General features: G+C 64.6%; 19 protein-coding genes and 1 riboswitch. Of the genes, 8 read left to right on the top strand and 11 right to left on the bottom strand.

Annotated elements, in window-relative coordinates:
* Positions 1-83 precede the first annotated feature (83 nt).
* Positions 84-1,490 (bottom strand): AsmA family protein, encoded by a 1,407-nt coding sequence (locus AC1DY9_RS16105; protein ID WP_477667023.1) that lies wholly within the window; start codon positions 1,488-1,490, stop codon positions 84-86.
* Positions 1,491-1,609: 119 nt separating this feature from the next.
* Between AC1DY9_RS16105 and gstA the strand changes: the two genes are divergently transcribed.
* Together gstA and AC1DY9_RS16115 are read left to right on the top strand one after the other, a co-directional pair.
* Positions 1,610-2,218 (top strand): glutathione transferase GstA, encoded by a 609-nt coding sequence (gene gstA / locus AC1DY9_RS16110; protein ID WP_457281861.1) that lies wholly within the window; start codon positions 1,610-1,612, stop codon positions 2,216-2,218.
* 454 nt (positions 2,219-2,672) lie between these two features.
* Complete coding sequence (locus AC1DY9_RS16115) at positions 2,673-3,779, top strand: alkene reductase (RefSeq protein WP_477667024.1); 1,107 nt, start codon at positions 2,673-2,675, stop codon at positions 3,777-3,779.
* A gap of 57 nt (positions 3,780-3,836) precedes the next feature.
* On the opposite strand, the gene thiE is transcribed toward AC1DY9_RS16115, so the two are convergent.
* The 5 genes from thiE to thiC form a co-directional block, all read right to left on the bottom strand.
* Positions 3,837-4,481 carry a thiamine phosphate synthase gene (thiE, locus tag AC1DY9_RS16120; protein ID WP_457281863.1) on the bottom strand — a complete coding sequence of 215 codons (645 nt, stop codon included), beginning with the start codon at positions 4,479-4,481 and terminating at the stop codon, positions 3,837-3,839.
* A gap of 11 nt (positions 4,482-4,492) precedes the next feature.
* Positions 4,493-5,311 (bottom strand): thiazole synthase, encoded by an 819-nt coding sequence (locus AC1DY9_RS16125; protein WP_457281864.1) that lies wholly within the window; start codon positions 5,309-5,311, stop codon positions 4,493-4,495.
* Between the two features lie 132 nt (positions 5,312-5,443).
* On the bottom strand, positions 5,444-5,659 hold the full coding sequence (thiS, locus tag AC1DY9_RS16130; RefSeq protein ID WP_457281865.1) for a sulfur carrier protein ThiS: 216 nt from the start codon (positions 5,657-5,659) through the stop codon (positions 5,444-5,446).
* A gap of 1 nt (position 5,660) precedes the next feature.
* A complete protein-coding gene (gene thiO, locus AC1DY9_RS16135) occupies positions 5,661-6,722 on the bottom strand; it encodes a glycine oxidase ThiO (protein WP_457281866.1) in 1,062 nt (353 codons plus the stop codon).
* 23 nt (positions 6,723-6,745) lie between these two features.
* Positions 6,746-8,665 carry a phosphomethylpyrimidine synthase ThiC gene (thiC, locus tag AC1DY9_RS16140; protein WP_457281867.1) on the bottom strand — a complete coding sequence of 640 codons (1,920 nt, stop codon included), beginning with the start codon at positions 8,663-8,665 and terminating at the stop codon, positions 6,746-6,748.
* A gap of 79 nt (positions 8,666-8,744) precedes the next feature.
* Positions 8,745-8,868, bottom strand: a riboswitch (TPP riboswitch).
* 279 nt (positions 8,869-9,147) lie between these two features.
* On the opposite strand from thiC, the gene AC1DY9_RS16145 reads away from it, so the two are divergent.
* Positions 9,148-9,702 carry a Spy/CpxP family protein refolding chaperone gene (locus AC1DY9_RS16145; protein ID WP_457281869.1) on the top strand — a complete coding sequence of 185 codons (555 nt, stop codon included), beginning with the start codon at positions 9,148-9,150 and terminating at the stop codon, positions 9,700-9,702.
* Positions 9,703-9,954: 252 nt separating this feature from the next.
* Positions 9,955-11,025, top strand: coding sequence for a flavodoxin family protein (locus AC1DY9_RS16150; protein WP_477667025.1), 1,071 nt, complete (start codon positions 9,955-9,957; stop codon positions 11,023-11,025).
* Positions 11,026-11,121: 96 nt separating this feature from the next.
* Here the strand turns inward: AC1DY9_RS16150 and AC1DY9_RS16155 are convergent, their stop codons facing one another.
* Together AC1DY9_RS16155 and AC1DY9_RS16160 are read right to left on the bottom strand one after the other, a co-directional pair.
* Positions 11,122-11,592 (bottom strand): hypothetical protein, encoded by a 471-nt coding sequence (locus tag AC1DY9_RS16155; RefSeq protein ID WP_477667026.1) that lies wholly within the window; start codon positions 11,590-11,592, stop codon positions 11,122-11,124.
* Between the two features lie 85 nt (positions 11,593-11,677).
* A complete protein-coding gene (locus AC1DY9_RS16160; RefSeq protein WP_457281872.1) occupies positions 11,678-11,980 on the bottom strand; it encodes a hypothetical protein in 303 nt (100 codons plus the stop codon).
* Positions 11,981-12,414: 434 nt separating this feature from the next.
* Here AC1DY9_RS16160 and AC1DY9_RS16165 point away from each other — a divergent pair, with 434 nt between their 5' ends.
* The 4 genes from AC1DY9_RS16165 to AC1DY9_RS16180 all read left to right on the top strand — a co-directional run bounded on the left by AC1DY9_RS16165 (position 12,415) and on the right by AC1DY9_RS16180 (position 16,767).
* Entirely contained in the window at positions 12,415-13,218 is an 804-nt protein-coding gene (locus AC1DY9_RS16165) for an endonuclease/exonuclease/phosphatase family protein (RefSeq protein ID WP_457282084.1), read from the top strand.
* Positions 13,219-13,220: 2 nt separating this feature from the next.
* On the top strand, positions 13,221-14,495 hold the full coding sequence (clsB, locus tag AC1DY9_RS16170; protein WP_457281873.1) for a cardiolipin synthase ClsB: 1,275 nt from the start codon (positions 13,221-13,223) through the stop codon (positions 14,493-14,495).
* Positions 14,496-14,502: 7 nt separating this feature from the next.
* A complete protein-coding gene (locus tag AC1DY9_RS16175) occupies positions 14,503-15,528 on the top strand; it encodes a lysylphosphatidylglycerol synthase domain-containing protein (RefSeq protein ID WP_477667027.1) in 1,026 nt (341 codons plus the stop codon).
* A gap of 300 nt (positions 15,529-15,828) precedes the next feature.
* Complete coding sequence (locus AC1DY9_RS16180) at positions 15,829-16,767, top strand: TIGR03915 family putative DNA repair protein (protein WP_477667028.1); 939 nt, start codon at positions 15,829-15,831, stop codon at positions 16,765-16,767.
* A gap of 103 nt (positions 16,768-16,870) precedes the next feature.
* Here the strand turns inward: AC1DY9_RS16180 and AC1DY9_RS16185 are convergent, their stop codons facing one another.
* From AC1DY9_RS16185 to AC1DY9_RS16195, 3 genes are all read right to left on the bottom strand, one after another.
* Positions 16,871-17,230, bottom strand: coding sequence for a hypothetical protein (locus tag AC1DY9_RS16185; protein WP_477667029.1), 360 nt, complete (start codon positions 17,228-17,230; stop codon positions 16,871-16,873).
* A gap of 141 nt (positions 17,231-17,371) precedes the next feature.
* Positions 17,372-17,794 carry a PPC domain-containing DNA-binding protein gene (locus tag AC1DY9_RS16190; RefSeq protein ID WP_477667030.1) on the bottom strand — a complete coding sequence of 141 codons (423 nt, stop codon included), beginning with the start codon at positions 17,792-17,794 and terminating at the stop codon, positions 17,372-17,374.
* A 756-nt stretch (positions 17,795-18,550) separates the two neighbouring features.
* Positions 18,551-19,711 carry a metallophosphoesterase gene (locus AC1DY9_RS16195; RefSeq protein WP_477667031.1) on the bottom strand — a complete coding sequence of 387 codons (1,161 nt, stop codon included), beginning with the start codon at positions 19,709-19,711 and terminating at the stop codon, positions 18,551-18,553.
* Between the last annotated feature and the right edge of the window lie 273 nt (positions 19,712-19,984).

Below are 19,984 nucleotides of genomic sequence, written 5' to 3' on the forward strand. Positions count from 1 at the left end.
GCGGCTCAGCACAATTTCAGGATCGCTATGCCTTTAGGAGCAGTCAAGCGCCTGTTGACGCGCCCAACCGGAGAGTGCCGGGCCTACTTGCCAAAGATGCCCCGCAGGCTTTTACCGACCTTTTCGCCCACACCAGCGCCGGCCCCGGTGCCCACGCCAGGCAGCAGCACGGTGCCGATGGCGGCCCCCAGCAGCGCCGCGCGTGACAGCGTGACTTCCGGGTTGTCCAGCGTGCCGCCCACCACCAGCGGCACCCCCACGGCGCCACCAATGGCACTGCCGATCTTGCTGTCGCCGGCCAGGGTCACACTGACCTGCCCGCTCAGGGCTTTCGCGGATGAGACCGCCACATTGCCGGTGGCGCTCAATGCCCCGGAGCTCGCCACCAGGTTGGTCAATTGCGCCGACCGCCCCAGGGTGCTGACCTGCCCGGCCAAGGTATCCAGCCGGGTCTGGCCACCACGGCTCAGCCCCACCGTCTTGACCGCCTTGGCCAGGTCCAGCCCGTTCACCACTGCATCGCGCACCGTGAAGGTGGTGTGGCTCTGCAGCGCATCCACCAGCGCAGCCGTGGTGGCGGCGCGCGCATTGAGCGTGGTCGTGGCGTCAAGCTGGCCGGTCAGGGCCTTGGCGGGCGCCGTCAGTGCGGACACCTCGACACCGCTGGTTTTCAGCTGGCCCTGCAGCACCAGTTCTTCCGCCGAACGCGCCACCGGCGGCGCCTTGGCGCCCGGCTTGGCGGCGGCCGTTGCTGCTGCGGCCGCCACAAAACCGCGCTGCAGGCCCAGGCGGCCTTCCAGCTTGCCGCCGCCCACCTTCACAAGCAAGTCCCACTGTGCGGCACCGCCGGCCTCGCCGGCTTGCGCTTCCACGCGTTGCAGCGTTGCCTCCAGACCCTGGAGGTTGCCTTCTGTCAATTTGATCGAAGCGTTCTCCGGCAGGCCATCGGCGCCCAGGCTGGCCTCGCCCTTGACCGTGGTGCGTGCGCCGGTGGTGTTCACCCAGGTAACCTCGTCCAGCACCGTGCGGCGCGGCAACCAGTCAAGCCGGTTCATTTCCGGGCCCGTGTTGGCTGCAGACGCCGGTGCGCCCGGTTTGACAGGCACCGCCTGCTTCTTCTTTTGCAGCAGCAGGAGCAGCGCGTCAATGCCCTGCTGCGGCAACACCGCCCGGCGCACCCGCAGGGTGGCCACTTCCAGGCGCCCCTGCAACAGCGGGCGCCATTCGGGCCGCACTTCCACGCGCTCCAGCGTCAGCGGCGGCTTGCTTTGCACGGAAATACCGCTCAGCGCCACAGCGGGCAAAGGCCAGATGTCCACCGCCACCCGGTCCAGGGTCAGGGGAACGCCCAGCGCGGCCGACGCCTCCCGCTCAACGCGCTGGCGGAAGTCGTCCGTGCTGACCCAGCGGTGCAAGGTGTAGGCCACCACGGCCAGAAGCACCATCAAGCCGAGGGCCAGGAACACCAGCCATTTGAAAAGTTTTGCCATGCGGCTATTGTGGCGCGCCCGGCCAGCAATAATCCGCTGTTCCGGCTAGCATGAGGGGCTGTGCGACATTCCCGCCACACTCCCACCGCACTCCGCTACCCCACAAAGGACAAGACACCATGAAACTTTACTACTCCCCCGGCGCCTGCTCCCTGTCACCCCACATCACGCTGCACGAGTCGGGCCTGAAGTTCGAGCATGTGCTGGCGCCCACCAAAACCCACCAGCTGGAAGACGGCACCGACTACTACACCATCAACCCGCTGGGTTATGTCCCGCTGCTGGAGCTGGACGACGGCACACGCATCGCCGAAGGCCCGGCCATCGTGCAGTACATCGCCGACCAGGTGCCGGAGAAGAAACTCGCACCCGCCAACGGCACGCTGGAGCGCTACAAGCTGCAGTCCTGGCTGACTTTTGTCGGCACCGAACTGCACAAGGGCTTCAGCCCGCTGTTCAATGCCGCCACACCGGCCGACTACAAGACCATCGTCATCGACAAGCTGCTGTCGCGCCTCAAGTGGGTGGACAGCCAGCTCGCCGGCAAGCAGTACCTGATGGGCGATGCCTTCAGCGTGGCCGACCCTTACCTCTTTACCGTGACCAACTGGGCGCCGCGGGTCGGGGTGGATATTTCGGGGTTTGCGAACATTGCTGCGTTTCGGGAGCGTGTTGCGGCTCGGCCAGCTGTGCAGGCGGCCATGAAGCACGAGGGTCTGCTTAAATAAGTTAAGTGGCATGCCGGACGCTGATGTTGATTTGCGGTCCGGGGCCGGGGGTTGCCCGGCGGCAACTCACTTTTCTTTTGCTTCGCCAAAAGCAAAGTAAGCAAAAGAAAAGGCGACCCTGCTGTCTGCGTCCCTGCGCTTCGCTACGGGCAACCTGCGGTGCTCGGTCCAGCCGGGGTCAAAAACAACTCGCCTGCGGCTCAAACAAGTTTTTGCCCTGATCCGTCTGGCCCTCCGCTCCTCGGCGCATACAGAAGGGGGTGGGGAAGGAATACCGAACAGCCAAGCAGCCGAAGACAAACTCGAATGCACAAAGACCAAGGACACGCCATGGCGTGTCCTTATGGGTCGGTCAATAGCATGAAACGAGCAACCCGTGTTGGGCGGGCCAATCCAAACAGGGCCAAACTGGCCCTGTTTTCATTTCCGCAGCTTTTGACCTTCAGGACCAACCATGCCCACCCTATTCGACTCCAACAAAGCCGGTGACCTGGCCCTTGCCAACCGCATCGTGATGGCGCCGCTCACGCGCAACCGCTCACCCAACGCCATCCCGACCGACATCGCGCAGATTTATTACGGCCAGCGTGCCAGCGCCGGGCTGCTGATCACCGAGGCCACCGCCGTCAGCCATCAGGGCCAGGGCTATGCCGACGTCCCAGGGTTGTACGGCAGCGAGCAGCTCGACGCCTGGAAGGAAGTGACCCGTGCTGTACATGCCAAGGGCGGCAAGATCGTCGTGCAACTCTGGCATGTCGGCCGGGTTTCACACACCAAACTCCAACCTGACGGTGGCAAGCCGGTCGCGCCTTCGGCCATCACCGCCAAGACCAAGACCGTGCTGATCGAGGACGGCGTGCCGACCTTTGTTGAAACCTCTGAACCGCGCGCGCTCACGGCAGCTGAAATCCCTGGCATCGTGCACACCTTTGCGGCAGCGGCGCGTAACGCCGTCGAGACGGCCGGTTTTGACGGCGTCGAAATCCACGGCGCCAACGGCTACCTGCTCGACCAGTTCCTCAAAGACGGCAGCAACAAGCGCACCGACGACTACGGCGGCAGCATCGAAAACCGCGCCCGCCTGCTGCTGGAAATCACCCGGGCCGTGACGGATGCCGTGGGCGGCGGCCGCACCGGCATTCGCCTGTCACCCGTCACGCCCGCCAACGATGTGCACGACACCGACCCACAGCCCTTGTTTGACTACGTGGTCAAGCAGCTTGCCACACTCAATCTCGCCTACATCCACATCATCGAAGGCGCCACCGGCGGCCCGCGCGAAATCGACGACCGTCCGTTCGACTACAAGGCACTCAAGGCCGCCTACCGTCAGGCCGGCGGCAAGGGCGCATGGATGGTCAACAACGGCTACGACCAGGTGCTGGCTGAAAAAGCGGTCGCCAACGGCGCCGACCTGGTCGCCTTCGGCAAGCCCTATATCGCCAACCCGGACCTGGTGGAGCGGCTGCGCGCTGGCGCGCCGCTCAACACGCCGGACAAGGCCACCTTCTACGGCGGCCGCGAAAAGGGCTACACAGACTACCCGACGCTATCAAATTAATAGCTGCTTGCGCCCGTTCAGATTGCCTGAGCGGGCCTTTTCATCCATGAACCCGATCTAGGCCCGGTTCGGTGCCGCCAGGCGCAGGCCGTGCAGCGCGGCTTCCTGCGGGTCGACTGCCAGCGTCACGGCGCTCACCACAGCCACGCCGCCCACGCCACACGCCATCACGCCGGCGATGCGGTCCAGCGAGATGCCGCCTATCGCCACCACCGGGTAGGGCGACGCCCGCAAGGCCCAGTCGCGCAGCTGCTCCAGCCCCACCGGCTCATAAGGCATGACCTTGAGCGTCGTCGGGTAAACAGGGCCAATGGCCAGGTAAGACGGCTGCACCGCATGCGCGCGCGCAAGTTCAGCCGGCGTGTGGGTGCTCAGGCCCAGCCGCACACCGCCCTTGCGCAGCGCATCCAGGTTGGCCGTGTCCAGGTCTTCCTGGCCCAGGTGCACCCCATACGCGCCGAAATCCAGCGCCAGCTTCCAGTGGTCGTTGATAAAAACCTGCGCGCCCTTGATGCCGCGCCCTGCTTCAATCGCCGCCTGTACTTCGGCGGAAATCTCCGCAGACGTGTGGTCCGCCGCCTTGATGCGCAGCTGGATCGTGCGCACGCCCCAGCCCAGCAGGCGTTTGACCCAGGCTGCGTCGGGCACCACGGGGTAAAAACCAATTGGGCCGGTCAATGGGGCAAAGGCGGGGGTTTTCATCGGAAGTCCAGTCAGGGTGCGTGCCAGAAGGGTACGCCAACGGTCGGCGTGGAAGCCTGCGCGGCAGCCCGCTCCGGCATGGGTGTCGACTCATAAGCGGCGCGGCCGGCGGCCACGCCGTCGGCAAAAGCGCGCGCCATGCGCACCGGGTCGCCGGCCTGCGCCACCGCGGTGTTCAGCAGCACCGCATCAAAGCCCAGCTCCATCACCGCCGCCGCATGCGAAGGCCGGCCGATGCCGGCATCAACCACCAGCACCGCATCGGGCAGGCGGCGGCGCATGGTTTCCAGCGCATAAGGGTTCAGCGGCCCGCGGCCCGTGCCAATGGGCGCTGCCCAGGGCATCACGGCCGCGCAGCCCGCATCACGCAGGCGCTGGGCTATCACCAGGTCATCCGTCGTGTAGGCAAACACGGCAAACCCGTCTTTGGCCAGCACCGTTGCGGCGTGCAGGGTGGCGTGTGTGTCGGGCTGCAAGGTGTAGTCGTCGCCGATCACCTCCAGCTTGATCCAGGTCGTGCCGAAAATCTCGCGCGCCATCTGCGCCAGCGTGATCGCCTCTTCCGCGCTGTGGCAGCCCGCCGTGTTGGGCAGGATGTGGCAGCCCAGCGCCTGGATACGTTGCCAGAAACTGTTGCCGCCGCCACTTTCCGGCTGCAGGCGGCGCAGGCCCACCGTCAGCACTTCGCACCCGCTGGCACGCACCGCATCGCTCATGACTTGCGGCGAGGGGTAATGCGAGGTGCCAAGGAAGAAGCGGCTGGACAAAGTCTTGCCACCGACCTTCAGGGGCTGGCCGTGGGCGATAGAAGGTAATGCAGGTGTTGTCATATCAAGCGTTCCGCAAAAGTATCGCGATGCCAGCAGACGCCGCGGAACTGGCTCCGCCAGGCCGCCAGCGTCGCCCCCTGCAAGGGGGGAAGGTGCTACACGCAGTGAGCATCCGACAGGGGTGTGTCATGTCTATCCCCCTGTAATCGGGGTCACCACATCGATGCGATCACCATCCTGTAGCGCGCGCTCCGGCCACTGCGGCCGCGGCACAAACCCATTGTTGATGGCGCAGGCAAAGGCGCTCTTGAAGTCGTAGCCCCGCGCCTGCAGCAATGCCTGCAGTGTCGGCGCATCGGTTTCCATGCGTTCACCGTTCAACGATATTTCCAATGTTGTCGTCGTCATGTCATTCATTCTCCGTACCCAGGAGTTTATGGACAAGCCCATCCACCAGCGCGGGCGCGCACAGATACCCATGACGGTACAGGCCATTGATGTGCCAGACACCGTTGCGCAGCGCAATCGCCGGCCGGTGGTCGTCCAGCGCAGGCCGCAGTGCAGCCGCCAGGCGCAGCACCCTGGCCTCGCCAAAAGCCGGGTGCAGGCTGTGCAGCGCGCTGGCGAGCTCGAGTGTGGAGCGCAAGGTCACCGGCCCGCTGTCTTCCGATTCCAGCTCGGTCGCGCCCACCACAAAACGGTGGCCGGGCCGCGGCGCCACATACAGCTGGTAGCGCGGATGCATCAGGCGCACCGGGCGCTGCAACGTCACGCCGGCGCATTCCACCGTCAGCACCTCGCCGCGCACGCCGCGCAGCTGCGGCCAGCCTTCCTTCGCACCCACACCGCGTGCGTCCACCGCAACATCCACGCCATGGGTTTGTCCGGCGCAGACAATGCGGCCCTCTTCCACAGCGTTGACTGCCTGGCCTTCGAGCCAGGTGCCGCCCAGCCTGTCGATCTCCACCGCCAGCGCGGCCATCCACTGGTCATTGGCCAGCTGGCCTTCGCCCTCCAGCAACAGGCCGCCGCCAAAGCGCCCGGCAAGCGCGGGCTCGGCCCGGCCCAGCGCAGCGGCATCAAGCGCCTGCACCTGCGCACGTGACGCATCAGGCAGCTTGTGCATCAGCAGGCGGGTGAAATGTTCCAGCGAACTCTGGTCGGGTGCATGGGCCACCACCAGCGTACCTTCGCGCCGGAAATACACCGGCAAGCCTGCAACCTCCAGCTCGGCAATCCATTGCGGCCATAGCTGCATCGAGCGCTGGCCCAGGGCAAACACGGCCTCGTCAGCCACCGCCAGCTCCGCCAGCGGCGAGAGCATCGCCGCCGCCGTCATCGAGGCCGTGGCCAGATCGTCACGCGCCCGCGCATCGAACAGGCTGACGCGGCAGCCGGCGCGCAGCAGGCGCCAGGCCAGCGTGCGTCCGGCCAGGCCTGCGCCCGCGATGCCGATGTGCAAAGTGCTCATGTCAGGGACGGCTCCGAAACAACTCAGGAATAAATCTCGCTCCCGCCTTCGCGAAACTCCTTGGCCTTTTCCTCAAAGCCGGTGGCGATCTGCTTGATGGGAATTGTCGTGGTGGCCGACGCCAGCGTGGTGGTGGCCGGGTTGAGCCGCGCAAACTCGCGCACCTCCTGCGAGATTTTCATCGAACAGAACTTCGGCCCGCACATCGAGCAGAAATGCGCCACCTTGGCGTTCTCTTTGGGCAGCGTTTCGTCGTGATACGCCATCGCCGTGTCAGGGTCGATCGCCAGGCGGAACTGGTCTTCCCAGCGGAACTCAAAGCGCGCTTTCGACACCGCGTTGTCCCACATCTGCGCGCCAGGGTAGCCCTTGGCCAGGTCGCCCGCATGCGCGGCGATCTTGTAGGCGATCAGGCCCTGCTTCACATCGTCGCGGTTGGGCAGGCCCAAATGCTCTTTCGGCGTCACGTAGCAGAGCATGGCCGTGCCGTACCAGCCGATGTTGGCCGCGCCCATGGCCGAAGAGATGTGGTCATAGCCCGGCGAAATGTCGGTGATCAGCGGGCCCAGCGTATAGAAAGGCGCTTCAAAGCAGGCTTCGAGCTGCTTGTCGACGTTTTCCTTCACCAGCTGCAGCGGCACGTGGCCGGGGCCTTCGATCATCACCTGCACATCATGCTTCCAGGCGATCTGTGTGAGCTCGCCCAGCGTGTGCAGCTCGGCAAACTGCGCTTCGTCGTTCGCATCGGCAATCGAGCCGGGGCGCAGGCCGTCGCCCAGCGAGAAGCACACGTCATACGCCTTCATGATCTCGCAGATCTCGTCAAAGCGTTCGTACAAGAAGCTTTCCTTGTGGTGCGACAGGCACCACTTGGCCATGATGGAGCCGCCGCGCGAGACGATGCCCGTCAGGCGATTCGCCGTGAGCGGCACATAGGCCAGGCGCACACCGGCGTGGATGGTGAAGTAGTCCACGCCCTGCTCGGCCTGCTCGATCAGCGTGTCGCGGAAGATTTCCCAGGTCAGGTCTTCGGCCTTGCCGTTGACTTTTTCCAGCGCCTGGTAAATCGGCACCGTGCCGATGGGTACCGGCGAGTTGCGCAAAATCCATTCGCGTGTTTCATGGATGTTCTCGCCCGTCGAGAGATCCATCACGGTGTCTGCGCCCCATCGGATCGACCAGACCAGCTTGTCGACTTCTTCTTCGATGCTCGAGGTGACCGCCGAGTTGCCGATGTTGGCATTCACCTTGATCAGGAAGTTGCGGCCGATGATCATCGGCTCGCTCTCAGGGTGGTTGATGTTGTTCGGAATGACGGCGCGGCCGCGCGCCACTTCGTCGCGCACAAACTCGGCCGTGATCTGCTCCGGAATCGCGGCGTTGAAGGAGTGCCCTTTTTTCGGCATGCGTTCGGTGGCCAGGCGCTCAGCCAGCTGCGCGCGCACCAGGTTTTCGCGCACCGCGATGTATTCCATCTCGGGGGTGATGATGCCTTTGCGCGCGTAATGCATCTGCGACACATTGGCGCCGGCCTTGGCGCGTCGCGGCACGGGCGCATGCGCCATGCGTAGCGCGGCCAGGGCCGGATCGTTCAGGCGCTCACGGCCGTAGGCGCTGCTGATGCCGGGCAGGGCTTCGGTGTCCTGGCGCTCGTTGATCCAGGCGCCGCGCAGCGGCGGCAGGCCGCGCGTAATGTCGATGGGCGAGGCCGGGTCGGTGTAGACACCCGAAGCGTCATACAAACGCAGCGGCGGGTTGGCCTCGCGGCGCGGCTCGCCGGCGCCTTCGTGCACCAGCGTGTCGGTCAGCGTGACTTCACGGAACGGAACGCGAATGTCGGGGCGCGAGCCTTCAATATAGATTTTTGCGGAGCCCGGAAAAGGCGCGCGCGTGATGCGACTGGTGAGGTCTTGGGTGTCAACGGTGAGTCGGGTTTTGGCCATGTGGTTCTCCAGAAGGTGGGGTGCCTGCTGGGGAGCCGGGGGTCCATCGGTGGCATGTGGGATGCCGCTGCGGAGTTCCGGAGCCAATTGCGTTGTTCCCTACGCGGGGATAATCCCGATCAGGTTCAGCGGGTCTCGCATACTGCGATCTCAGCCTCGAAAGCCTCCTCACGGAAACATCCTTGGCACCCCGACAAGCTGAGGCCATTGTAGGCACCCCGGACGGCGATGGCAATTGACCGCAGTCAATTACGCCAACCAAGCCAGCAGGGGCCGCGGAACTGGCTTCGCCAGGCCGCAGGCGCCGTCCCCTGGAAGGGGAAAAGGCGCTACACGAAGTGAGTGCCGATAGGGGTGAATCTTTACCTTTCGGCAACGCCAGGGAAACAGACGGCCCGCACACTTGCTTTCAACCTGAAGCCAAAAGCCGTATGTCACGACTCAATGGAACTCAGGCATCTTCTCCTGAAAGGAAGTTCCCCATGAAATTCGCATTCAACCGCCCTGCTTCCCTCAACAGCCTCGTACTGGCCGGCCTGCTGGCAACCGTTGGCGCCGGTGCCATGGCACAAACGCCTCCTGCACCACCCGCCGGATCGCCGCCCGCCGCAGGCAAGCCTGCCGGCCCCCACGAAGGCCGCATGGGCCGCCACGACCCCGCCAAGATGCAGGCCATGATCGCCAAGCACCAGGCCGAACTGAAGGCCAAGCTCAAGCTCACGCCTGCCCAGGAAGGCGCATGGACCAGCTACACCGCCTCCATGCAGCCGCCCGCACACGGAGCACGTCCCACGCCGGAGCAACGCGCCGAGTTCGACAAGCTGACCACGCCTCAGCGCATCGACAAGATGAAGGAAATGCGCACCCAGCGCATGGCCGAAATGAACGCGGCGATGGACAAGCGCGGTGAAGCCACCAAGACCTTCTACGCGGGGCTCACACCCGAGCAGCAAAAAACCTTTGATGCCGAGCACAAAAAGCACGGCATGCGCCATGGCGGTCCTCGCGGCCACGGCCCGGCCCCACAAAAAGGTTGAGCCATAACTGCGACACGCTGAACTGAAGCGGTGTCAGGCCCGCACGGCAGCCCCAACGGCTGCGTGCGGGCTTTTTTGTGGCCAGTTCACATTTCTCATTAGCTATTATTTTGATAGCTGTCTGCGCTGCTTACATAAGGATTACAGGCCATTTTTACCAAAAACCGCAGCTCGCCAGACGGCGCCGAAAGCCCGCGTAGGACGGCATCGAAACCCCCGGTTCAAGCCCTGCAGGGTCACTAGACTCGGCAGATGACCACGGTACGCAAAGGCCAGGCACCGGCCGTCCTTTCACGCGACGCGTTCCACGAACGCTTCATGCAATCTTTTGTCGACCCGGCATTCCGGCAGGAAGACGAAGCCCTGGCCCGGCTTGAAGGCGTGGCCTGGGATGCCTACCAGGAGGGCCGCAAGGCGCCCCACACGCGCAAGGCCGGGGAAGAATTTTCCGACCCCGACTACGACCTGTCCGTCGAATGGCTGGAAACCCGCGAACGCCTGGCCAAAGCGCAGGCGGCCTGGAAAGACCCGGCCACGCCTTCCCGCGTGCTGCTGGTGTGCGGCTCCGCCCGCAACGACGGCACCTGCCCCGGCGAAATCTCCAAGACCTGGCGCCTGCTCAACAGCGCGAAGACCACCCTCCAAGAGGCAGGCATGAATCCCGATGTGCTGGACCTCAGCCTGCTCACCTCCAGCTACCGCCTCAACATCCACCCCTGCAAAGGCTGCGTGTCGACCGCCATGCCGCTGTGCCACTGGCCTTGCAGCTGCTACCCCAACCATGCATTGGGGCAAACCAGCGACTGGATGGCCGAGATCTACGAACGCTGGACGGCTGCGCATGCCGTCATCATCCTCACGCCCGTGTACTGGTACCAGTCACCCAGCCCGCTCAAGCTCATGATCGACCGCCTGGTGTGTGCCGACGGCGGCAACCCCGACCCCACCACCACCCACGGCAAAAAGCCTGAGGAAGCCAAGGCGCTGGAGATGAAAGGCTGGGACTATCCCAAGCACCTGGCCGGCCGCGCGTACGGTGTCGTGGTGCATGGCGACGTGGCCGGGATCGAGGGCGCGCGCCGAAGCCTGTGCGACTGGCTGGACTGGATGGGTCTGATTGACGCAGGCAGCCCGGCCCGCCTGGACCGCTACATCGGCTACTACGAACCCTATGCCAMCAGCCACGACACGCTGGACGCAGACAAAGCCCTGATGGAAGAAGTCCGCAACGTGGCCAGGGCGGTTGCCACCGCTGTCACCGAACTCCGGGCCGGGAAGCTACCCCAGCCCGGCAAGGGCTTGCAGCAGCCCCGGCCCAAATAACGCAGGCGCGAAAAAAGCCGGGCAGGTAGAACCCCGTGCCCGGCTTTGTGGCGGTGCAACTACCTTGCGGCGATTACACCCGCACCTTGCCTGCCCTTACTTCGAAGTGCCGCCGACGGCCGCATCACCCTGAACACTGCCCTGGACACGGGCACTGCCCGCAGCGCTATCCAGCTTGTTGTAGGTGCGCTTGGCGCCGCTCTTCACGGCGTTGCCGGTGCGGGCTACAGCCCGGCCGGTGCTGCGGGCAGTGTTGTCCACCGCGGCCGCGGCCCTGCTGCCTGCGGAGGTGTCCCCCTGGGCTGAGCCGGAGACATTGGCGCCGGCACCGAGCCTGCCGCTGGAAGATCCCGAGGAGGGCCCGCTGGAGTCCGAGGTAGCGCCTGCCGCGGCATTCGCGCGAACACCGGCGTCGATATGGGTGTTCTGGCCGGCCGAGACGCCGACCCCTACACCGGTGCCGACACCCACACCGAGGCCCTGTGCAAAGGCGCCGGCAGAGCCGAACAACGTGACTGCGGTCAACGCAGCGGCCGCAGGAATGGAACGCATAAAGTACTTGGACATATCAAACTCCTTCAAAAAGGGTGATGGCAACGCGTCAGCGCACCTTCAACCTGAAACTGTCATGGCGCCAAGGCAGCGCCTGGCCTTACTTGCTGGTACCGCCCGAATCCGTGGGGGCAGCGCCTGCAGTGGCGGCTTTACTCTTGCGTGCAGCGCGTTTGGCGGCCTTGACCTGCTTCTTGTCGGATTTCGCTGCCTGTTTTTCGGACTTGGCGGCGTCACGCTGCTCAGGCGTCTTGGCCGTTGCACCGGTGGAGACCGAACCCGAGCTGTCGCCTGGTTTGCCCGCAGGATCGGTCTGCGCGTGTGCAGCTGCGCCAAACATCAGTGCGGCCGTCATGGCAGCTGCAAGGGAAAGGGTCTTCATGGAAGAGGGGGTTTTGAACATGGGAGTAGTTCCTTGGGTTGTGCTCGTAGGCTGGGTTGAAAAAACACGCCTGCCACTTCATCGGGGCTAACGTTGAATTCAATCTAGCGGGCCGGGCCCGCCGGCCTTATCGGAGAGGCCCTCCGCGCCATGTAGGACACTGCGCCCGCGGGCTGTGGCCAAAGGCACGTCCCAGGCGCTTGCGTACGCCGCGCCCTGCCGCAAATAAGTTACTGTCCTACAGTCACTCCCCGGGCGCAGAATAACAATGGGTGCCAAGGCCTGTCCTGCGCCCTTTCCGCCTGCCTGTCTGGGCCTACTCGCTTATCTTTCCTATGCCGACTTCCACACCCGAATCCCCTTCGCCATCGCCTTCTTCAGCTTCGCGCCGCGGGCCGGATGCCCTGTCTGTCGCCGTGCCCACCCGCTCTCCTGAAGCCGCCACGCTGATCGACATGGAGGCCGTCGAGGCCGACACGCAGACTGCACTTGCAGCGGTCAGCCCCGAATCTTCGTTCTCGTTCAAGGTACTCACGGTCAACATCCACAAGGGCTTTACCTTTTTCAACCGCAAATTCATCCTGCCCGAGCTGCGCGAAGCCGTTCGCGGCGTCGGGGCGGACGTGGTGTTTTTGCAGGAAGTAACGGGCAACCACGTCAAGCACCAGGACAAGTTCGACAACTACCCGGAAACGCCGCACTACGAATTCCTGGCCGACACCATCTGGCCGCAGTTCGCCTACGGCCGCAACGCGGTCTACACCAACGGGCACCACGGCAATGCCGTGCTGTCCAAGTTCCCCATCGTGCGTTTTGAAAACCTCGACGTGTCCATCAGCGGGCCCGAGCGCCGCGGGCTGCTGCATTGCGAACTGCAGATACCCGGCCGCAGCGTGAACGTGCACGCCGTCTGCGTGCACCTGGGCCTCATGGAAGCGCACCGCGAGCAGCAAATGGACATGCTGTGCGAGCTCGTGCGCAACAACATTCCGCCGCACGCGCCCGTCGTGGTGGCCGGGGACTTCAACGACTGGCGGCACCGCGCCCATGCCCGGCTGGAAAAAGGCGCAGAGCTGCATGAAGTGTTTGTGCAGGCCAACGGCAAGGCGGCGCGCACCTTTCCCGCACGCCTGCCCCTGCTGCGGCTGGACCGCATCTATGTGCGCAACGCCATCGGCCACGCACCGGTGGTGCTGCCTCTGCGGCCCTGGTCACACCTGTCAGATCACGCGCCCCTTGCGGCAGAAATCGAGCTCTGAACATGAGTCGTTGGGTAAGCGGCAACCAGTTCCAGCTGCTTGAAAACGGCGAGGAGTTTTTCCCGCGCGTCTTTGAGTGCATTGCCGCGGCCAAACGCGAGGTGGTGGTGGAAACCTTCATCCTGTTTGAAGACAAGGTCGGTGAAGAGCTGCACGCGGCCCTGCACCAGGCGGCGCGGCGCGGCGTGCAAATCGACCTGACGATCGACGGCTACGGCTCTCCGGACCTGTCACCTGAATTCATTTCCACCCTGACGCGGGCCGGCGTGCGCGTGCATGTGTTTGACCCGGGGCCCAGGCTGTGGGGCTGGCGCACCAACCTGTTTCGCCGTATGCACCGCAAGATTGTGGTCGTCGATGGCGAACGTGCTTTCGTCGGCGGCATCAACTATTCGGCGGACCACCTGGCCGACTTCGGCCCGCAGGCCAAGCAGGACTATGCCGTCGAGATTGAAGGCCCCCTTGTCGCCGACATCCACAGCTTTGTGCGCAGGGCCCTGGCGGCGGGGCAGCGCAATGCCGGCGCCGAGCCGCCCACGGGCTTGCGTGAACGTTTTTCCGAACGCGCCCGTTCCGTGGCCGGCACCTGGCGCAGGGACGACGTGCCCGCGCCGGCGGGCGACGCCGCGGCGCTTTTTGTCACGCGCGACAACCGCAAACACACCAACGACATCGAGCGCCACTACCGCGCCGCCATCCGCACGGCGCGCCAGCGTGTCGTGATCGCCAACGCGTATTTCTTTCCCGGTTACCGGCTGCTCAGGGAAATGCGCCACGCCGCGCGGCGCGGTGTGGACGTACACCTCATCCTGCAGGGCGAGCCCGACATGGCGATCGTCAAGACCGCCGCCAGCATGCTCTACCACCACCTGCTGGACGCGGGTGTGCGCATTTACGAATACTGCGACCGCCCCTTGCACGGCAAGGTGGCCGTGATCGACGACGAATGGGCCACCGTGGGCTCCAGCAACCTGGACCCGCTGAGCCTGGCGCTCAACCTCGAGGCCAACGTCATGATCCGCGACCGCACCTTCAACAACGACCTGGGCACGCGGCTGGACCACCTGATGCAGCACAGCTGCAAAGAGATAGGCCGCCAGGACCTGGTGAAGCCCACGTGGTGGCGCACGCTGCGCAGCTACTTTGTCTTTCACCTGCTGCGCCGCTACCCCGCCTGGGCCGGCTGGCTGCCGGCGCACGCGCCACGCATCACGCCCGCCGAAGTGGCCACGCCCGATCAGCGCGAGCCCCAACAGCACCAGGCCAGACCCATTTGAGCGCGTGATGGCCGAAAGCCGCACCTTGCCCACGCCCCATCCTCCCCGCCCGCCCGGGCGGCACGGCAAGCCCCAGCCCGCCGTGCCGAAAAAAAAAGCCTGGTGGCCATGGCTCAGGCACGGCGCCACCGCCGCGTTCTTTCTGCTCATCGCCAGCCTGCTGTTCTCGCAGGCTCGCAAGATTGAATGGTCCCAGGTCCTCACCGCGCTGGAGGACTACCCCCTCACCGCCGCCTGGGGCGCCGTGCTTTTAGCCGTGGCCAGCTTCACGCTTTACAGCACCTTCGACCTGCTGGGCCGCCACTACACCCGCCACCCGTTGCGCGCCCCCACCGTGATGGCAGTGACCTTCGTCAGCTACGCCTTCAACCTCAACCTCGGCTCCCTCGTGGGCGGTGTGGCTTTTCGCTACCGCCTCTATTCACGCCTGGGCCTGGGCAACGGCGCCATCACCCGCATCATGTCGCTGAGCATGTTGACCAACTGGATGGGGTACCTGCTGCTCGCCGGCGCGGTGTTTGCCTTGCAGCCGCCCACCCTGCCCCTGGACTGGCCTGTCACCACCAACTCCCTGCGTCTGATCGGTGCGGTGCTGCTGGCGGTTGTTGCGGGTTATCTCGGCATTTGCGCGTTTTCCCGCCGGCGCATGCTGCGGCTGCGCGGCCATGAGGTGGTGTTGCCCTCCGTGCGGCTGGCCGGCCTGCAGCTGCTGATGGGCGCCGGCAACTGGCTCATCATGTCGGGCATTATTTTCATCCTGCTGCAGCACCGCATCGAGTTTTCCGCCGTCGTCAGCGTGCTGCTGCTGGCGGCCATTGCCGGCGTGATCACCCATGTGCCGGCCGGCCTCGGCGTGCTGGAGGCCGTGTTCGTCGCCCTGCTGTCGCACGAGATGCCGCAGTACGAACTGCTGGCCGCGCTGGTGGCTTACCGCGTGATCTATTACCTGGTGCCGCTGACCGCGGCCGTTGTGGCGTATCTCGCCATGGAAACCCACGCCAAAAAGCTGCGGCGGGCCCACAAAAAGCGCTGACGCCACCCCCGTCCAGGTCAAAAAGCGCACGCTGCAGCACGTTTGGCACCGTTGCCGCCAGCCAGACCCTTTTGGGCTGGGTTCAGGCTGATTTAGGCGACAAAGCCACAAAAGGCCCGGGATTTTTGCCTCACTTTCACACCTGAATCACCAAAACACTGTATATTAATACAGTGAATTCGGGCTTTCTGTCCTGGCAATGCGCCGCCCGCACCCAGGAAGACGGCTCTTTTGCCTACACCCGCCACGGTGGCCGCCGCCGCACCATGGGTGCTTGAACCGTGAAGAAAGGATGTGTCCATGGGCGTGATGAATGACCTGCTGACGAACGACCTCTTTCCACAAGCCATGCTGCCTGTCACGCTGCAGGGGCAGACGGACCTCGAGGGCTTTCGCCGTGCCGCACGCGGCCTGCTGGCACAGAACATCCTGCCTGGGCAAGTCATCTGGCATTGCAGCACCACGCCCGCTGAAGGCGTGCCGCCCACCGGCACGGCGCAGAGCCCCGCACTCAGCGACGCACCCACCGTCACTGTCCCACCCGAATTTCTCACCCTGTGCCAGGCCGTCATCCTGCACAACAACCCGCAGCGCTTCAGCCTGCTCTACCGCCTGCTGTGGCGTCTGGTGCATGAGCCCGAACTGCGGCACAACCAGCTCGACACCGACATGGCGCAGGCCCGGCAAATGGCCGAAGAAGTGCGCCACGACATGCAGAAAATGAAGGCCCAGCTGCGCTTTCACTCGGTGCAGGACGACACCTTCAAAACCCGCCCGCAAGGCGGCCCGCTGCACGTGGCCTGGTTCGAGCCGGAACACCACATCGTTGAAGCCGTGGCGCCGCTGTTTGCCCGCCGCTTTGCCCACATGCGCTGGGCCATCCTCACGCCCCAATGCAGCGTCGAGTCCGACTACCTGGGCCCGCAGGCTTCCGGCCACGGCCGGCACGCTGCGCCGGTGCTGCCCCCGGAAGAAACACGACCAGGCCACAAGCCGGCCGACGCCCCGGCTTCACTGCGCTTCGGCCCCGCCGCCGACAGGCAGACCGCCCCCTCACCCGACGCCAGCGAACAGCGCTGGCTCACGCAGTACGAACAGGTCTTTCACCCCGCGCGCCTGCGCCGCCGGATGATGCAGAAAGATTCGCCGCAGCGTTACTACCGGAAGAACCGCAGCTCGGCCGGCGCCCGCAAGGCGCGCACACCGAAGGCTGCCGCCGGTCAGCCACTATCAATTTAATAGCTGCTTGCGCTTGTCCCTGTTGGGCCAGGGCGTCATTTGGCATTCATCCCTGATGCCACGCCATACCGCTCACGGGCTATAAACAGGCAGCAAATCCGCCTCAGGGCTTGGCAAGAGGCGGCCGCGTTGGCGCAGCACCAGGCGCAGGTGTCGCATTCGGCGAGGGCGATACCGCGTCACGGCCGTCGTTGCCGGGCGGCGCCACCGGACGGATGGTCGAGTCACGCGGATCCGGCGGCGGGGGCGGCGCTTCGGGTTCAGACGCCCGGCGCGCCGGGTTGCGGTTCATCGGATTCCTCAAGGGAGCCGTCGGCACTGCGGTATCGGGTGCCGCGGCCGGCTGTGTGGTTTGCGATGTCTGGGCTACCGCCTGTGGTCCTGTGAAAAGCGTCAGGGCCATTGCCAACACAACGCCCGGCAGGGCGACGGAAGCGACGGAAAAGGGTGATTGTTTCAACATGAACATGCCTCCTTGATACTGGGTGCTGGTAGGTTGCGTGCGTGGTAATGCGCTAACACCACTCTACGCCTGTCCTCCACGCCCGCCATGGCCATGACGCCAGCACGGCTGTCAGGGCCGGCCTACAGACGCGGTCTACTTTCAAGACCAGGGCGTTGCCGGCTTCGCCACCAGTTCCTTGAACCCGGTACGCGCGTCATGCTCACGCGCAAACACCCAACCCTGCAACGACACCAGCACAATTTCAGCGGTCGTCCGCACCACACAACCCGGCATCACATGGCCGCCACACATCTCTCCCCGCGCATTGGCCACGCTGGCATGCAGGTGCGCACCGTCCGGGCTCAACGTGCCCGACAGCGTGATCAGTTCCAGCGGTTCCACCAGCACCGTCCCCTGCGGCTCGGCCGCATAGCGCAGCACGGCGCGAGACAGGCTTCCCACCGCAGAGATGACGCAAGCCGCGCGGGTGTTCTGCTCGGCCTGCAGCTGGGCGAATGCTGCATCCAGGGCTGTTCGCAGGTCGTCGCCTGGGTTCAGGCGGAGGGTTAGGGTTTGGGGCATGGGTGGAGGGTAGACGATGTTGCTGTTGTTGTTCAAGCTGTGTGCTCTTGCTGAGGGCTGCTGGCCGGGGGTTGCCCGGCAGCTACTCACTTTTCTTTTGGGTCGCCAAAAGAAAAGTAAGCAAAAGAAAAGGCGACCCTGCTGTCTGCGTCCCTACGCTTCGCTACGGGCAACCTGCGGTGCTCGGTTCAGGCGGGGTCTCGCTCGAACTCGCTACGTTGCACTTCGCTCAGACAATCGCGATCCCTGATCCGCCTGAACCTGTGCTCCTCGGCGCATACAGAAGGGCTAATCGGGAACGGGGACTGAAGACAAATACCAACTCCAATACCAACAAGGACACGCCATGGCGTGTCCTTGTTTCTTCAGGTGTTCGGGTTCTGGTATTCGGTTGTTGGCTGTTCGGTATTCCTCTCCCACCCCCCTTGTGGATGCGCCGAGGAGCGGAGGTCCAGACGGATCAGGGCAAAAACTTGTTTGAGCGAAGCGAGTTGTTTTTGACCCCGGCTGGACCGAGCACCGCAGGTTGCCCCGGAGCGAAGCGCAGGGGACGCAGGAACCAGGGTCGCCTTTTCTTTGCTTACTTTCTTTTGGCGAAGCAAAAGAAAGTGAGTTGCATGCCGGGCAACCCCCGGCCAGCAACACTCTGCAAAGAGCACGCCCACAAAACCAACAACAACCCCAAAAGAGGCCGCTATCAATTCAATAGCTGCTTGCGCTCGTTCCCATTACTCAGAACCACCAATCAACACAACCTCACCCCACCACCAACCTCAAAAAAGTAATCTCCGAAGGCGCCCCAAACCGTTTGGGCGGCCCCCAGTACCCCGTCCCGCGGCTCGTATAAACCCACAGGTTCTGCAGCTTGTGCAAACCCGCCGTAAACGGCTGCTGAAACCGCACAAACAAATTCCACGGATAAAACTGCCCGCCATGCGTATGGCCCGACAGCTGCAGGTCAAAGCCGGCTTTGGCCGCCGCCGCCGCACTGCGCGGCTGGTGCGCCAGCAACACGCGCACGGCCTCCAGCGGCGCACCACGCAGAGCCGCCTCCGGGTCACTGCGATGGGCTGGGTCAAAATGCCCGCCGCTGTAGTCCGTCACACCCGCCAGCACCAGCGGCGTGGCGTCCTGGCCCACAGCAAGAAGTGGCGGTCGAATCACCACATGCTGGTTCAGCAGCACCGTCAGGCCCAGCCGGCGCAGCTCGTCAATCCAGGCATGCGCGCCCGAGTAGTACTCATGGTTGCCCGTCACAAAATACGTGCCGTGGCGCGACTGCAGCTCCGCCAGCGGCGCCACGTGCGAGGCCAGCTCGCTCACCTTGCCGTCCACCAGGTCGCCGGTGATGGCCACCACATCGGCATCCAGCGCATTGACCTTGTCGACAATGCGGCGCAAATACGCCTGCTTGATGGTCGGCCCCACATGGATGTCGCTGATCTGCGCCACGGTAAACCCCTGCAGTGCGGCGGGCAGGCCCTTGATGGGCACATCCACCTTCACCACGGCGGCTGTGCGGCGCGCATTCAGAAAACCCAGCACGGTGATCAGCCCGCCCAGCAGCGGCACCGCCTCGGCCGACACCGTGCGCAGCCACGCCAGCGGCAGGTGGCCGGGCGCCACGGCATCGGCCAGCCACAGCGCCAGCAGTGCCGCATCACGCGCCACCGTCAACACCAGCAGCGACGAAAACAGGCCCATGAAAAGCAGGCCTGCCCAGGTCAGCACATCGGCCAAAGGCTGTTTGGCTACACGGCCGGCCATCAGCCCCAGCGGCATGACGAAGGCCGACACCAAAAGGAGCGCGGCAAACAGCCATTGCCCCGCGGGATACGCCCCCAACCCGGGGAGAAGGCGTGCACCAATGTAAACATGGAGCAGCGCGGTTACAAGCGCCAGCGGCAGGAAGTTCATGAAATGTCCAGGGTAATGACGAGCTGATGAGCCTTGCACATGGGTACGGGCCGCGCGCATTCAATGCCAGGGGCCGCTTAAAGCGGGGCTGCCGCACCGTGCAAACACCGCCACTCACGCGCCACAAATTGCCGGCCGGCGTTTCATACGCTCACAAGTGCGACAAAGCGTGCGGGCGAATCAGCCGCTTCGCACGCTACCCTCGGCCATCTTTCTTCGCCCTCATTTTTCGCACCGGTCGCCCGTTGTCCTTCTGCCCATGACTTTCCACCC

The organism is Polaromonas sp. P1_F6, assembly GCF_056405695.1.